General features: G+C 63.8%; 14 protein-coding genes. 8 read left to right on the top strand and 6 right to left on the bottom strand.

The window, feature by feature from the left end; genetic code table 11:
- Positions 1-4: 4 nt before the first annotated feature.
- Together LDB05_RS03425 and LDB05_RS03420 are read right to left on the bottom strand one after the other, a co-directional pair.
- On the bottom strand, positions 5-313 hold the full coding sequence (locus LDB05_RS03425) for a DUF7116 family protein (RefSeq protein ID WP_226007865.1): 309 nt from the start codon (positions 311-313) through the stop codon (positions 5-7).
- Between the two features lie 228 nt (positions 314-541).
- A complete protein-coding gene (locus LDB05_RS03420) occupies positions 542-781 on the bottom strand; it encodes a DUF5816 domain-containing protein (protein ID WP_226006532.1) in 240 nt (79 codons plus the stop codon).
- Positions 782-968: 187 nt separating this feature from the next.
- On the opposite strand from LDB05_RS03420, the gene LDB05_RS03415 reads away from it, so the two are divergent.
- Positions 969-1,379 carry a universal stress protein gene (locus tag LDB05_RS03415; RefSeq protein ID WP_226006531.1) on the top strand — a complete coding sequence of 137 codons (411 nt, stop codon included), beginning with the start codon at positions 969-971 and terminating at the stop codon, positions 1,377-1,379.
- A 21-nt stretch (positions 1,380-1,400) separates the two neighbouring features.
- Here the strand turns inward: LDB05_RS03415 and LDB05_RS03410 are convergent, their stop codons facing one another.
- Together LDB05_RS03410 and LDB05_RS03405 are read right to left on the bottom strand one after the other, a co-directional pair.
- Entirely contained in the window at positions 1,401-1,844 is a 444-nt protein-coding gene (locus tag LDB05_RS03410; RefSeq protein WP_226006530.1) for a universal stress protein, read from the bottom strand.
- 101 nt (positions 1,845-1,945) lie between these two features.
- The gene (locus LDB05_RS03405; protein ID WP_226006529.1) at positions 1,946-2,956 is read right to left on the bottom strand and encodes a mechanosensitive ion channel family protein; all 1,011 of its coding nucleotides are present in this window, start codon (positions 2,954-2,956) and stop codon (positions 1,946-1,948) included.
- A gap of 139 nt (positions 2,957-3,095) precedes the next feature.
- Here LDB05_RS03405 and trmB point away from each other — a divergent pair, with 139 nt between their 5' ends.
- From trmB to LDB05_RS03370, 7 genes are all read left to right on the top strand, one after another.
- The gene (gene trmB / locus LDB05_RS03400; protein WP_226006528.1) at positions 3,096-4,163 is read left to right on the top strand and encodes an HTH-type sugar sensing transcriptional regulator TrmB; all 1,068 of its coding nucleotides are present in this window, start codon (positions 3,096-3,098) and stop codon (positions 4,161-4,163) included.
- 227 nt (positions 4,164-4,390) lie between these two features.
- The gene (locus LDB05_RS03395) at positions 4,391-5,857 is read left to right on the top strand and encodes an extracellular solute-binding protein (RefSeq protein WP_226006527.1); all 1,467 of its coding nucleotides are present in this window, start codon (positions 4,391-4,393) and stop codon (positions 5,855-5,857) included.
- Positions 5,847-6,890 carry a carbohydrate ABC transporter permease gene (locus tag LDB05_RS03390; RefSeq protein WP_226006526.1) on the top strand — a complete coding sequence of 348 codons (1,044 nt, stop codon included), beginning with the start codon at positions 5,847-5,849 and terminating at the stop codon, positions 6,888-6,890. Before LDB05_RS03395 ends, LDB05_RS03390 begins: the two co-directional genes overlap by 11 nt.
- Positions 6,890-7,933: a carbohydrate ABC transporter permease gene (locus tag LDB05_RS03385; RefSeq protein WP_226006525.1), complete on the top strand. Its 1,044-nt coding sequence runs from the start codon at positions 6,890-6,892 to the stop codon at positions 7,931-7,933. The genes LDB05_RS03390 and LDB05_RS03385 overlap by 1 nt, the downstream gene beginning before the upstream one ends.
- Positions 7,934-7,937: 4 nt before the next feature.
- Positions 7,938-9,125, top strand: coding sequence for an ABC transporter ATP-binding protein (locus tag LDB05_RS03380; protein ID WP_226006524.1), 1,188 nt, complete (start codon positions 7,938-7,940; stop codon positions 9,123-9,125).
- A 172-nt stretch (positions 9,126-9,297) separates the two neighbouring features.
- Positions 9,298-10,365 carry a Gfo/Idh/MocA family protein gene (locus LDB05_RS03375; RefSeq protein WP_226006523.1) on the top strand — a complete coding sequence of 356 codons (1,068 nt, stop codon included), beginning with the start codon at positions 9,298-9,300 and terminating at the stop codon, positions 10,363-10,365.
- Positions 10,366-10,430: 65 nt separating this feature from the next.
- Positions 10,431-11,399, top strand: coding sequence for a sugar phosphate isomerase/epimerase family protein (locus LDB05_RS03370; protein ID WP_226006522.1), 969 nt, complete (start codon positions 10,431-10,433; stop codon positions 11,397-11,399).
- A gap of 14 nt (positions 11,400-11,413) precedes the next feature.
- Here LDB05_RS03370 and LDB05_RS03365 read toward each other — a convergent pair whose 3' ends face one another.
- Both LDB05_RS03365 and LDB05_RS03360 read right to left on the bottom strand, forming a co-directional pair.
- Complete coding sequence (locus LDB05_RS03365; RefSeq protein ID WP_226006521.1) at positions 11,414-11,722, bottom strand: HalOD1 output domain-containing protein; 309 nt, start codon at positions 11,720-11,722, stop codon at positions 11,414-11,416.
- Between the two features lie 130 nt (positions 11,723-11,852).
- Complete coding sequence (locus LDB05_RS03360) at positions 11,853-13,262, bottom strand: cryptochrome/photolyase family protein (protein WP_226006520.1); 1,410 nt, start codon at positions 13,260-13,262, stop codon at positions 11,853-11,855.
- Between the last annotated feature and the right edge of the window lie 100 nt (positions 13,263-13,362).

Here is a 13,362-nt window from a genome sequence, read left to right as displayed (position 1 = left end):
GGTTCTACGCCGATACTCGCGGTCCTGGTGGCGCTCGTTCGACCTGATAGTCCTCCCCGTCGACGACCATGATCGCCCACTCGTAGTTCGGGTTCGCTCCCTCGAGTCGCGCCTCGAGGTCGTCCGCGTCCTCGGGTTCGGCGACGAAACAGTGGAACTGTCCCGACGACGATGTCGGGAGCTCCCCCGCCTCGAGAACGGTATTGACGTGGACGACTTTCCACGCTCGTTCGGCGCGGAACTCGGGGCCGTTGCCTTCGACGGTGTAACCCAGCTCAGCGAAGATCGACCTGGCCTGCTCGACGAGTCGCATGTTAACAGGACCCATTCGTTACCACCTACGTCGGCATCCATCATAAATGTTAGTACGTAACACGAATGGACAGTAACCTCGTCACACACTCACTCTATTCCGATATTTCGTACCGACTGTCTCGTCGTCGTGTGGATTGGTAGTCAGTAATGATCTGTTGACGAGTCCGTCCGAGTATCGACTTTGTCGACGGTCCGTCGACAGTCGGCTCTCGGCGTCCGGCGAGAATTATTCGTGAGCGGCGTCCCACTCGGTCGGCTTCCGGAAGTTCCCGCATTCGTTGCACTTGATCCGTCCCATCGAGTCCATCGCGTTGTCGAGGCTTTCGCAGTTCGCACAGAACCAGCCGTACCGACGCTCCGTATCGCGGGATTCGTAGGCGACCAGAAACGGTCCTTTCGATCCCCTATCGCCGTCCGTCTCGGAAATATAGACGGTATCGCCACCGTCGGTCGACCAGGTTTGCATGGTCACCTGTAATCTCGCACTCGGTAAATGAGTGTCTTTCCGTGCCGCGTTCGCCGCCTCGGCGAGGAACAGGCCACTGAAATCGATCGGACCGATGAGATGGTACCACTCGACGTATGGGATTAGTTCGCAGTATAGACAGTCCGTACTGAAAGGTTTACACCCCCGGGAATCCTTCGATTGTCTAATGTCGCTGGTCGTGGTTCCCGTTCGGTATCCATTGTCGAAGCACTCGCGGCGAACGCTCGAGCGGGCGATCGAGATCGCACGCGAGCGAGACGCCGCGTTGACGATTCTCCACGTCGACCTCTACCAGAACGGGAAGAAAGTAACGCGTATCGACCTGAAAAACGCCGTCGAGGCGACGTTCGGACGGCTCGAGAGCGCTCGGTACGTCGTCCGAACCGGCTTTCTCGTCGAGGAGAGCATTCTCGACGAGGTCGCGGCCGAGGAGGCAGACGCGGTCGTCATCGGGACGAAACAGGCGAGCAGGCTCCGACGACTCTTCCAGCGCTTTACCGACAACCCGGACATCGACAGCTATCTGCGGAGTCACCTCGACTGCGAAGTGATCACGGTCGAGAGCGTCCGCAACTGATCTCGGACCGCGACGACCCCGTCACTCGCCGTTGCCCGCGTTTCGGACGACGAACACCGGAATCGAGGCGTTATCGACGACTCGCTCCGAGACGCTTCCCAGCGACGTCACCTTCTCGCGGGGGCTCTTCCCCCGCGTCCCGATGACGATCAAGTCGATCCCTTTCTCCTCGACGTACTCGAGGATGGTCTTCGCCGGGGTCCCTTGCCGTACCTCGCTTACGGTATCGAGTCCCTCGGCCGCCGCCCGGTCTTCGACGGCAGCGACGGCCTCTCGGCCCTCCGTCTCGAGCGCTCGCTCGAGATCCGTACTGGTGTCTTCGTCGGCGGCAGTGGTGACGCGGCTGTCGACGACGTACAGCGAGTGGACCGTCGCATCGTTGTTCGTCGCGATCGGCAGGCCGTGGTCGAGCGTTTCGGGAACCGTATCGCTTCCGTCCGTGGGAATGAGAATGTCGTCGTACATCTGTCTGGTAACTGTGATTTGAGTCGGACATAGCATAAATCACCCCCACGATATCGGCCGAACGGCGGACGCGGGAGGAGTCGTTCGAAACCGGGTCGGGGTTACCGATCGGTCTGGTCGGCAGGACTTTCGCCCGGATTCCCCCCCTTGGCCGGTTCGACGGGCGAGTCCGCAGCCGATCGCTCGGCGCTGGACTCGTCGACGGACAGGCGCGCGACGCCGCTGGTCTCGTCGAAGACGTGGTGGCGGTGCGGGTAGGCGAACTCGACGTCGAGGTCCGCGAAGCGGTCGCCGATCGCGTCCTGGACTGCCGACCGGACGACGGTCTGCTTGTAGGGGTGTTTCATCCAGAAGAACAGCTCGAGGGCGATCCCGTGATCGCCGTACTCGGCGATGTAGCAGGACGGTGCGGCGGCGTACCGGGCGCTCCCGATCCGGATGTCCGGGCCGCCGGAGATGACGTCGTCGACGCCCCGTGCAGCCCGCTCGGCTTCCTTGCGCGCCGCCTCGAGATCGCTCTCGTACGTGATGTCGAACCCGACCGAGACCCGCGTCCGCTCGTCCTCGGCGGAGTAATTGACGACGTCGCGCGCGTGAATTTCGGAGTTCGGAATGACGATGAAGGTGTTCTGAAGGGTGAAGATTTTCGTATAGCGGATCGTAATATCCTCGACGAACCCGCGGTGGCCGGCGTCGGAAACTTCGATCATGTCGCCGATCTCGTAGGGGCGATCGGCGAGGACGTAGAGACCGTTGATGAGGCTGCCGGCTAACGGTGCGAGGACGATCGCGATCACGGCCGAAATGACGGTCACCGACAGGAGGATCTGCGTGTCGCCAACGCCGACGATGCCGGCGGCGATACCGGCCGCCCAGAGGAAGACGGCAACTCTCACGCCCCGTAGAACGGTTCTGGTGACGCTCGGCCGTTCGATCTTGCGGGCGACCGTCCGACCGGCGATCCGAACCGCGAGCTTCGAGAGATACCAGCCGGCGGCGAGGACGATGAGCGCGAGGAAGATCTCGACCGCCTGTTGCGGAACCCGTCCGGGAAGCTGGTTCGAGATGGCCTCGGCCATCGATTCGCCGTTCCCCTGTAAGACCGCGCGCATACCAACACGCTCTGGCCCGGCGTGGTTAAGCGTTCTGACCCTTCGGTTCGACCCTCGAGGGAAAAACAACCCAATTTCGAAAACGGGTGCTACTCGGAATATAATAAATCATTTAGCGGCCGGGAGTGTAGGGACCGATATGGCACCAGACGAACTTCGCTCGACCGTCGAGCGAGTCGGGGACCGGTTCAACCTCGGCGAGTACGAGATCGACGCCTATCTCACCGTGTTAGAGCAGGGCCAACTCACGGCGAGCGAGATCGCGGACCGAACGGACATTCCCCAGCCGCGCGTCTACGACACGGTTCGCAGCCTCAGCGACCGCGGACTGGTCGAACTGCGCGAGTCCCGTCCGATGAAAGTCGTCGCGATCGATCCCGGCGAGGCGTTCGACGACGTCCAGACCTCCTTCGAGCAAATGATCGAGGAACTCGAGGCCCGCTACACCGCGCCGGCCCGCGATACGGAGGCCGTCTCGCTGGTCAAGTCCAGATCGACGATTCTCCGCTACCTCGAGGAGGTCATCGACGCCGCGGAGTTCGAACTCGCGCTCTCGTTGACGCCGGATCTGCTGACCCGCTTCGAGGCGGAACTGCGAGCGGCGGTCGACGACGGCGTCAGCGTCGACCTGATCGTGACGCCCGCGAGCGAGGCCCCGGACCCGTCGGAGTTCGCGTACGGCGAGGTCGCGACGACGGCCCGTGCCCGCCGGGGGATCACGACGCCGGTCGTCGCCGTCGCCGACGGCAACTACTCGGTTTACGCCACGCAGGACGCCCTGCGCGACGATCAGGACCGGTACGGCGTGATTTTCAATCGATCGGCGCTCGGCTTCCTCATCTCCGGCTTCTTCGGGACCGTCCTCTGGACGACCGCCGAACAGACGCTCGGTGAGGACGGCACTGCGCGCCCCTATCCCCGAACGTACGCCTCCATCCGCCGGTGTGTCAAGGACCTCATCGACGAGGGCGGCGAGTTCTACGCGACCATCGACGGCCGGGACGTCGAGGTCGGTGGTCAGCGTATCGTCCGCGGCCGGGTCCGCGACATCGACTTCGAGGTCAGCGAGGAGGTCGCTAGTCTCACCATAGAAACCGAAGACGGCGACGCGGTCTCCGTCGGCGGCCGGGTGGCCGCCCTCGAAGACGTCGAAGCCCACGAGATCCACATCGGTCGGAACGAGCCGCCGACGCTCGAGGAGCGCTAATTGCGCCATCGGACTACGATCAGTGCCATTGTAGTCCATCGGCTGGCACCTGCCGACCGTCCGTCGGCAATACGAGATTAGGGGGTTCCTGACGACGGTCACTCCCAGTCGTCGATAACTGGATCGACTGCTCGGTGTTCGTAACCGAACCCATATCCGAACACTCACATTTTATTACCATATTTATAGCTAACAATTAAGTCGGTGAACGTGGTCCGTTTCTTCGCATGGGACACGATACCGCCGGTCAAAGTGACCGCTCCCGTCTCGGGCGGCGATCGTTCCTGAAAGCCGCATCGGTGTCGACGGCGGGAGCGGTCGCCGTCACCGGCTGTCTGGGTCGGGGGCGCGAAGCGAACACCGTGGTGATGACCGCCGACTCGGGTGTCGCAGGGATCATACACAGCGACGGCGACGGACCCTCGGTCCAGCAGGCGCTCTGGGACGCCGGGCTCGACGAGGAGATCCGCATCGATATCCAGACCGTCGTCAGCGACTCCGCATCGCGGATGCAGACCGCTCAATCAGCGCTCGAGGCGGGTCGCGCTCCGCCGGACATTCACATGATGGACAGCGGCTGGACGGTTCCCTTCATCCTCAGGAACCAGACGGTCAACCTGACCGAAGAGCTCTCGGACGACGTCCTCGAGCGCGTCAACAGTAACTACCTCGAGGCCATCCTCGAAACCGCGCGTCATCCCCAGACCGGAGATCTCCACGCCCTGCCGTTCTTTCCGGACCTGGGGTTCACGCTGTACCGCGAGGATCTGATCGAAGACGCCGGCTACGACACCGGCAACTGGCCGTCGGCGCCGCCGTCCTGGGAGGAGTTCTCAGGGGCGGTTCGCGATGCGCGTGACCAGGCCGGACTCGACTACGGGTTCACGACGCAGGCGGCCGCCTACGAGGGGCTGTCTTGCTGTACGTTCAACGAGGTGATGACGTCCTGGGGCGGGGCGTATTACGGCGGGGCGGACAACCTCTTCACCGCGGGCGACCGGCCGATCACCGTCGACGGGGACCGGGTCATCGATGCGATCCGAATGATGCGCTCGTTCATCGAAGGTGAGGAGGAAAACACCATGGACGGCTACGCCCAGATCTGTCCGTCGGCGATCGTCCAGTGGACCGAACAGCAGTCGCTCAACCCGTTCGCGGCCGGCAACGCCGTCTCGAACCGGAACTGGTCGTACGCGATCGCAGAGACGGGTACCGAGGACGCGTTCGGCGAGAACCTCGGCGTGATGACGCGGCCGTACGCGGTCTCCCAGCAGGAGGCCGAGTACGAGGGCACCGGCGGCACCGTCGCGGCGCTGGGGGGCTGGAATCTCGCCGTGAGCCCGTTTTCGGAGCGCCAGGACCAAGCGCTCCAGGTCCTCGAGGCGTTCGCCACCGAGGAGGTCATGCTCACGGTCTTCGAGCTCGGGGGCTACTTACCGCCGAACCTCGATCTGGTCGCGGAGGCCGATCCGGACGATGTCGGTCCCGTCGCTCGCTACGGCGACGTGGTCCAGCGGGCCAGCGAGAACGCGATCCCGCGGCCGGCGACCGACCTCTGGCCGGAACAGTCCGCGCTGATCTATCAATCGGTCAACGCGGCATATCGCGGCGAGCAATCCCCCGAGGCCGCGATGAACGACCTCGCGAACGAACTCGAGCAGAGCGAAGCGGAGGTGGAAACGAATGGCAACTGACACGGATACGGACGGGTTGATCGGCGGCGAGTCCGGACGGGAAGGAGATCGTGAGCGGTCCGGCAACGCCGTCGTCAACTGGATGGAGGGCCTGAGCGAGGCGGCATACGCGTACCTGCTGTTACTACCGGCGTTCGCGTTGTTGACGCTGATCGCGTTCTACCCAATGATACGGACGTTCGTCATGTCGCTTCGTGCCAACCAGACGCGGGGGCTCGACCCGCTCGGTGGCTTCGTCGGCATCGAGAACTACGTCGACATCCTCACCGGGAACGCACGACTGGCCCGGCAGTTCCTCGACGTCGGACTGACGTCGTCGTTCCCCTTTATCGAACTCGGCACTCCGTTCTTCCAGCAGGCGCTGTTCGTCACGCTCGCCTTCGCGGTCATCAGCGTCATCTTCGAGACGGTGATCGGGTTCGGCCAGGCGTACGTGCTCGACCAGGAGTTCACGGGGCGTCGCTGGGTCCGCGTGGCGATCATCCTCCCGTGGGCGGTGCCGATCGTCATTCAGGGGATGATCTTCTTCCTGCTGTTCCAGCCGACGGTCGGGTTCGGCTCCGACCTCATGCAGAGCATCGGGGTCTTCAGCGGGACGCCGCTGGCCAACAGCCGGGACGCGTTCATCATCATCCTCGTGGCCGACATCTGGAAATCGTCGGCGTTCATGGCCCTGCTGATACTCGCGGGACTCCAGAGCGTCGACCGAAACTTGTACGATGTCGCGCGCGTGGCCGGGGCCTCGCCGTGGCAGCGATTCAAGATGATCACGCTCCCGCTCGTGATGCCGGCCCTGCTGGTCGCGATGCTGTTTCGAACCATGGACGCAATGCGCGTCTTCGGCCTGATCGAGTCGACTGCCGGCTGTACGACCGTTCCCTCGCTGAGCTGTCTCGTCGTCGAAGCGATGTTCGGCGGGACCCGCATCTACGCGACGGCCGCCGCCGTGGCCTTCGCCACGGCCCTCGTGATCGGCCTGATCATCGGCGGCTACGTGCTACTCTTCCGCGACACCGAAGGAGGGATGTACTGATGTCAGATCCAAGGGATTCCACCGATCCGAACGACACCGGAGGTACCGACGACGCTGGCGACGGACCGCCGCGAGACCCGACCCTCCGCCGACCCGACGGCGGCACGTCCGTCCTCGAAGACGACCGCGACGCCGAACTCGACCGCGGTCCATTCCAGCGGTGGGTGGCGAACTCCATCTCCCACCCCGAGCGGGTGTACCGGGCGATGTTCTACGTCGCGGCGATCTTCTTCCTCGTGACGACGCTGTTCCCGTTCTACTGGCTGCTCATGGTCGCACTGACGCCGGAAGGGCAGCTTCAGGACATCGTCTTCACTCCCAACGGGTTCAATCCGGGCGCGTTCGTCGAGGTATTCCAGGTCATCCCCTTCCACGTCTACATGTTCAACAGCTTCGTGATCGCGCTGGCCTCGACGGTCGTCGTCCTCGTCATCGCCAGCCTCGCCGGCTACGCCTTCGGCCGCCTCGAGTTCCCCGGCCGAACGCCGCTCATGCTACTGGTGTTGATCATTTCGTTCTTCCCGCCGGCCGCCTTCTTCATCCCGCTGAACGACCTCTTCAACACCTCGTTCGTGTTCCTCGAGCCGATCACCGGCGACGGCACGCTCTACAACACGCCGTTCGCCCTCGTGACCCCGCTGTCAGCGATCTTCATGCCGCTCGCTATCTTTATTCTCACGACGTTCTACGGACAGATTCCGGACGGCCTGGAGGACGCGGCCCGCGTCGAGGGGACGACCCGTCTCGGTGCGCTGTTCCGGGTCATCATCCCGCTGTCGGCACCCGGCGTCGCGACGGCCGGCGTGTTGACCTTCATCGCCGTCTACAACGAGTTCTTCTTCTCGTTCCTGATGACGGACGGCCAGCCGGAGAACTGGGCACCGATCCTCGACGGGATCCTCGCGTATCAGGGACAGTACGAGGTGTTGTACAACCTCATGGCCGCCGCGAGCATCCTCGGGGTGATCCCCGTCGCGATCCTCGTGGTCATCGCACAGGAGAAGATCGTCAGCGGACTCACCGCAGGAGCACTCAAGGAGTAACACAATGTCACGAGTACGACTCGAAAACATCACGAAACGATACGGAGACGAAACGGCGGTCGACGACATCAGCCTCGAGGTCGAGGACGGCGAGTTCGTCACGTTCGTCGGCCCCTCGGGCTGTGGGAAGTCGACGACGATGGAGACGGTTGCCGGGTTGACCCAGCCGACCGAGGGGCGCGTCTACATCGGCGACGACGATGTCACCGATCTCGCGCCGAAGGATCGGGGCGTCGCGATGGTCTTCCAGAACATCGCCCTGTTTCCGCACATGGACGTCTACGAGAACATCTCCTTCGGGCTGCGGCTGCGGAAGTACGACGACGAGGAAGTTCGGCGACGTGTCGAACAGGCGGCCGATATCGTCCAGCTCGAGGGGATGTTAGACCGGATGCCAAAGGAGATGTCCGGCGGCCAGCAACAGCGGGTCGGCATCGCCCGCGCGATCGTTCGCAACCCGGACGTGTTCCTGATGGACGAGCCGCTGGCCAACCTCGACGCGAAACTGCGGGTCCACATGCGAACCGAACTCCAGCGGCTCCACCGGGAGCTGGACGCGACGGTCATCTACGTCACCCACGATCAGGCCGAGGCGATGACGATGTCGAATCGGATCGCGGTGCTAAACGACGGCAAACTCCAGCAGATCGCGGCACCGCTAGTCTGCTACAACGAACCTACGAACCTGTTCGTGGCGGGCTTCATCGGCTCGCCGTCGATGAACTTCGTGGAAGGTAAACTCGTCGAGAGCGGTCTCGAGACGACCAACTTCGACGTCGAGTTCGACCCCTCCCGCGTTCCGGACGTGACCGTCGGCGACGACGTCACGCTCGGTATCCGGCCGGAAGACGTCCACCTGACCGAGTACGCCGACTCGCTCGCCTCGTCGACGGATCCGATCGACGCTCGAACCGACGTCCTCGAGCCGATGGGCGACGAGGTCTTCGTCTACCTGTTGCTCTCCGAGGCCACGACGGGATCGATGGAACAAGATCCGGCCACGTCACCGAATCAGTTGCTGATGAGCGTCACGCCGGACACGGATATCGAGGCGAATCAGGACGTCGATGTCGTGTTAGACCGGTCGAAGATCCACCTCTTCGATACGGCAACCGGTAACGCGCTCGTCCACGGCCTCACCGATCTCCCCGAGCGAGAGCCCGGCACGACGCCGACGGAAGCGGACAGCTGAACCGCCCCGTCGTGATGAGAGGTCGGTTCTCGATCGGACTCGCGTATCCGCGTGCGTCACCCCCTCGTTTGGCGACGGACGGAAGTCGCTCGAGTCGAAAGATTAGATATAGCGGATACCGGTGTATCGGACTGAAACGAGACGACCGCCGGCAGCACCAGATTACAGGGAAATGACACTCGATCGATCGAACATCGAAACCGGGATCGTCGGTCTCGGCAACATCGGCCAGTACCACGCGGAGCGACTCGTAGACCTCGGGGTGACGCTTACCGGTGGGATGGACATCGCCGCCGAGGCGAGAACGCGCTTTGCCAGACGGTACGACGTGGACGTTTACGACGACCACCGTGAGTTGTACGACACCGTCGACGCAGTGATCATCACGACGCCGAACAAGTATCACGAGGAGTACGCCATCGATGCCTTCGAACGGGACCTCCACGTGCTCCTCGAGAAGCCACTCGCCCACTCGATCGAGAGTGCCGAGCGGATCGCCGACGCGGCGGCCGACTCCGAGGGCCACGCCACGGTCGGATTCAACAACCGGTTCGCGAACACGGTCCGGATCGTGAAAGATCGGATCGATCGGGGGAATCTCGGCGATGTCTCGCACGTCGAGGCGAACTACGTCCGTCGGCGAGGCATCCCCGGGCGCGGGTCGTGGTTTACCCGTCACCAGATCGCGGGTGGCGGTGCGCTCATCGACCTCGGGGTCCACGCGATCGATCTCGCCCTCTATCTCCTCGGCTATCCCGATCTTTGGGAGGTCAGCGGCGTCGCCCGCAGCGAGTTCGGCCACCGCGAAGAGTACGCCTACCTCGACATGTGGGCCGACGACGCGGGGCCCGAAGGGTTCGACGTCGACGACTCGGCCAGCGCGTTCATTCGCTGTGACGGAAACCGAACTGTCTCGCTCGAGGTCGCGTGGGCGACCAACCGACCAGCGACCCACGAGTTCGTCGTCCGCGGCACCGAGGCCGCCGCCCGGTTCGACCTCCTCGACGGCGATCTCAGCGTTCACTCGGCGAGCAACGACGGCCCCGATCACCTCGAGGATACGACCATCGAAACGCGACAGAACGACACCCACTCGGACGAGCAGAAGGCGTTTTTCGACCGTATCGTCGGCGACGAAGATCACGACAACAGCGTCAGGGAGGCGCTCGAAGTCCAGCGAGTCATCGAGAGTATCTACCGCTCGAGCAACGAGGGTCGAACGATCGCGTTCGACGAGTGATCCTCTTCCGGCACCGGGGACGTGCCGGCCCCCGTTTTATCTTTCCGGCAGTGGTCACACGCCGTATGGAAATCGGCGTCCACACGCCACCGCTGGCCGACGAACCGCTCGAGAAGGCGCTCCCCTATCTCGACGGGCTCGGCGTCGACGCGATCGAACCCGGCGTCGGCGGCCATCCGGGACAGGCCCACTTGACGCGCGAAGAGTACCTGGACGACGATACCGAGCAGGCCGAGCTCCGCGACTTGCTCGACGAGTACGACATGCGGATCAGCGCGCTCGCGACGCACAACAACCCCCTGCATCCCGACGAGGATCGCGCCGAGACGGCCGATACCGAACTCCGCGAGGCGATTCAGTTGGCCGCGCAACTGGACGTCGGGACCGTCACCTGTTTCTCGGGACTCCCGGCCGGCGGCCCGGACGACGACGTTCCGAACTGGATCACGGCACCCTGGCCGCCGGAACACGCCGCAGCCCTCGAGTACCAGTGGGAACGAGCCGTCGACTACTGGGACGATATCGCCGACGAGGCCGCCGATCACGGGGTCGATATCGCGATCGAGATGCATCCCAACATGCTGGTGTACGAACCCCACGGCATGGCACGGCTCCGCGAGGAGACCGGCGATCGGATCGGCGCGAACTTCGATCCCTCGCACCTCTACTGGCAAGGGATCACGATCACCGACGCGATCCGGTATCTGGGCGAGCGCGACGCGATCCACCATTTCCACGCCAAAGACACCAAGATCTACGATGCACAGGCCCGCGAAAAGGGCGTGCTGGACACGACGGCGTACGACGACGAGCCGAATCGATCGTGGCTGTTTCGGTCGGTCGGTTACGGACACGACGAAACTCACTGGAAGGACATCGTCTCGACGCTCCGGATGGTCGGTTACGACGGCGCGCTGAGCATCGAGCACGAGGACTCGCTGACCAGTTCGCGGGAGGGACTCGAGAAGGCGATCGATCTGCTCGCTCGCGCAGTCTTCGAAACCCAACCAGGAGAGGCCTACTGGGCCGAGTGAACTCGACTCGGCCGTCAGTCCCCGAACGAACTGTCGATCGAGTTAGTGGAATCGAGGTCGCGAACGTCGACGTCACTGCCCGGACGGACGAGGACCTCGTACCCCTCGTACTCCAGACGAACCTCCACGTTGGTCGCGAGACCGGCAGTGGTGTGGAACAGATCGTCGAGGGCTTCCGGATTGACGACGGTAAACAGCGGGTCGTAGGCCGGGGGTTCGACGTCAGTGATATCGACGCCCTCGTGCTCGGCGATAGCCTCGATGATGGCCTGCGTTGGCGACACCGAACCATCGGGCGTCGAGGTTCCGTCCGGGGAGGACATAATAGCGGCTAAGAGAGTCATTCGGAAAAGGATGATGGCAAATATAGTTATTCGCATCACCTACATATTACAACAATAGCTATCGATTTTACGTTCAATCGGTACGAGGGAACGTGAACGCGGTACCTCACTAATCTGATGACTCGCCGCGCGCCCGTTCGAACAATTCGATCGCCTGTTCTCGCCGGTCCGCGTGGTCGACTATCGGAGCCGGATAGTCGGGGGCGATTCGCTCTCGCTGTGCCGGCTCGAGCTCGTGCCAGCCGTGGATCTCGTCGGCGGTCGCGTCGGCGAGTTCGGGTACGTGTTCGCGGATGTACTCGGCGTCAGGATCGTACTCTCGCCCCTGTTTCATCGGGTTGAAGACCCGGAAATACGGCTGGGCGTCGGTGCCGGTCGAGCCCGCCCACTGCCAGCCGCCGACGTCGTTTGCGGTGTCGTGATCCGCGAGACGCCGCTGAAACCAGTCGTAGCCCGCTCGCCAGTCGAGCATGAGATCCTTCGTCAGAAACGAGGCCACGAGCATCCGCACGCGATTGTGCATCCATCCCTCGGCCAGCAGCTGGCGCATTCCCGCGTCGACGATCGGATAGCCCGTCTCCCCGGCTCGCCAGGCCTCGAGGGCGTCCGGGTCGTCGCGCCACTCGATCTCGTGTTCGTACCCGCTGAAATCCTCGGTAATCGTCTCGGGGTTGAACGCGAGGACGTGTGCGTAAAACTCCCGCCAGGCGAGCTGGCGCTGGAACTCTCGAACGCTCTCGCGGTCGTCGGCGGTCGAGGCTCCATCGGCGGCGCGCTCGGTCGCCGCGAACAGTTCGCGCGGCCCGATCGTGCCCCATTTGAGATGTGGAGAGAGCCGGGACGTCCCGCTGGCCGCGGGATAATCGCGCTGGTCGGCGTAGTCGTAGATCGGTCCCGAACAGAAGTCGGCGACCCGCTCTCGAGCCGCCGCCATCGTCACCGTCGGCGGCGTCGCCTCGGGCTCGTCGAACCCGAGCTCGGCGAGCGAGGGGATCGGCTCGCCGGACACGTCGGCGAGATCGTCCGCAACCGGTTCCGCGACCGCCGCTCGCTTGTCGCGATCGCGCCACTTCTTCCAGAAGTACGAAAACACCGAGTAGTGCTCGCCCTGATTCGGCGTGATCGACCCCGGTTCGTGGTGGATCGCGTCGTGGACCGACTCGGCAGCGATACCCGCTTCCTCGAGCGCCGCCCGCACTGCCCGATCGCGGTCCCGTGCGAGGCCGCTGTAATCCTCGTTCCAGACGACCCTCGTCGCGTCGTGGGCCGCCGCCACCTGTGGAACGACCCCGCTCGCCTCGCCGCGAGCGACGAGCAGGTCGCTCCCCCGGTCCCGGTACCACGTCCGAAGGTCGGCGAGAGACTCGAGCAAGCACGCGACGCGGACCGGCGACGCGTGCTCGAGGACGGTCGGATCGAGGACGAACAGCGGGACGACCGGCTCCTCGGTCGACGCAGCGCGTGCCAGCCCCCGATTGTCGGTCGTCCGGAGGTCCCGGCGGTGCCAGTGAACGATCACACTCGGTCTGACGACTCGAGCACGGAAAACGTGGGGTTGTCGGTGATCCGTGCGGTCGCGGAGTCGGTTGGATGGGTGTAACCCCTCAGTTCGGCTACCG

Origin of the sequence: Natrinema salinisoli (assembly GCF_020405205.1) — an archaeon.
Classification (GTDB): Archaea; Halobacteriota; Halobacteria; order Halobacteriales; family Natrialbaceae; genus Natrinema; species Natrinema salinisoli.
The sequence above is the reverse complement of the archived record's forward strand: the minus strand, read 5'-3'. Positions and strand labels throughout refer to the sequence as shown.

Bases quoted from the DNA above. Each gene is read 5' to 3' on its own strand.
- LDB05_RS03425 (WP_226007865.1), bottom strand. From the start codon at position 313: ATGCGACTCGTCGAGCAGGCCAGGTCGATCTTCGCTGAGCTGGGTTAC.
- LDB05_RS03420 (WP_226006532.1), bottom strand. From the start codon at position 781: ATGCAAACCTGGTCGACCGACGGTGGCGATACCGTCTATATTTCCGAG.
- LDB05_RS03415 (WP_226006531.1), top strand. From the start codon at position 969: ATGTCGCTGGTCGTGGTTCCCGTTCGGTATCCATTGTCGAAGCACTCG.
- LDB05_RS03410 (WP_226006530.1), bottom strand. From the start codon at position 1,844: ATGTACGACGACATTCTCATTCCCACGGACGGAAGCGATACGGTTCCC.
- LDB05_RS03405 (WP_226006529.1), bottom strand. From the start codon at position 2,956: ATGCGCGCGGTCTTACAGGGGAACGGCGAATCGATGGCCGAGGCCATC.
- trmB (WP_226006528.1), top strand. From the start codon at position 3,096: ATGGCACCAGACGAACTTCGCTCGACCGTCGAGCGAGTCGGGGACCGG.
- LDB05_RS03395 (WP_226006527.1), top strand. From the start codon at position 4,391: ATGGGACACGATACCGCCGGTCAAAGTGACCGCTCCCGTCTCGGGCGG.
- LDB05_RS03390 (WP_226006526.1), top strand. From the start codon at position 5,847: ATGGCAACTGACACGGATACGGACGGGTTGATCGGCGGCGAGTCCGGA.
- LDB05_RS03385 (WP_226006525.1), top strand. From the start codon at position 6,890: ATGTCAGATCCAAGGGATTCCACCGATCCGAACGACACCGGAGGTACC.
- LDB05_RS03380 (WP_226006524.1), top strand. From the start codon at position 7,938: ATGTCACGAGTACGACTCGAAAACATCACGAAACGATACGGAGACGAA.
- LDB05_RS03375 (WP_226006523.1), top strand. From the start codon at position 9,298: ATGACACTCGATCGATCGAACATCGAAACCGGGATCGTCGGTCTCGGC.
- LDB05_RS03370 (WP_226006522.1), top strand. From the start codon at position 10,431: ATGGAAATCGGCGTCCACACGCCACCGCTGGCCGACGAACCGCTCGAG.
- LDB05_RS03365 (WP_226006521.1), bottom strand. From the start codon at position 11,722: ATGTCCTCCCCGGACGGAACCTCGACGCCCGATGGTTCGGTGTCGCCA.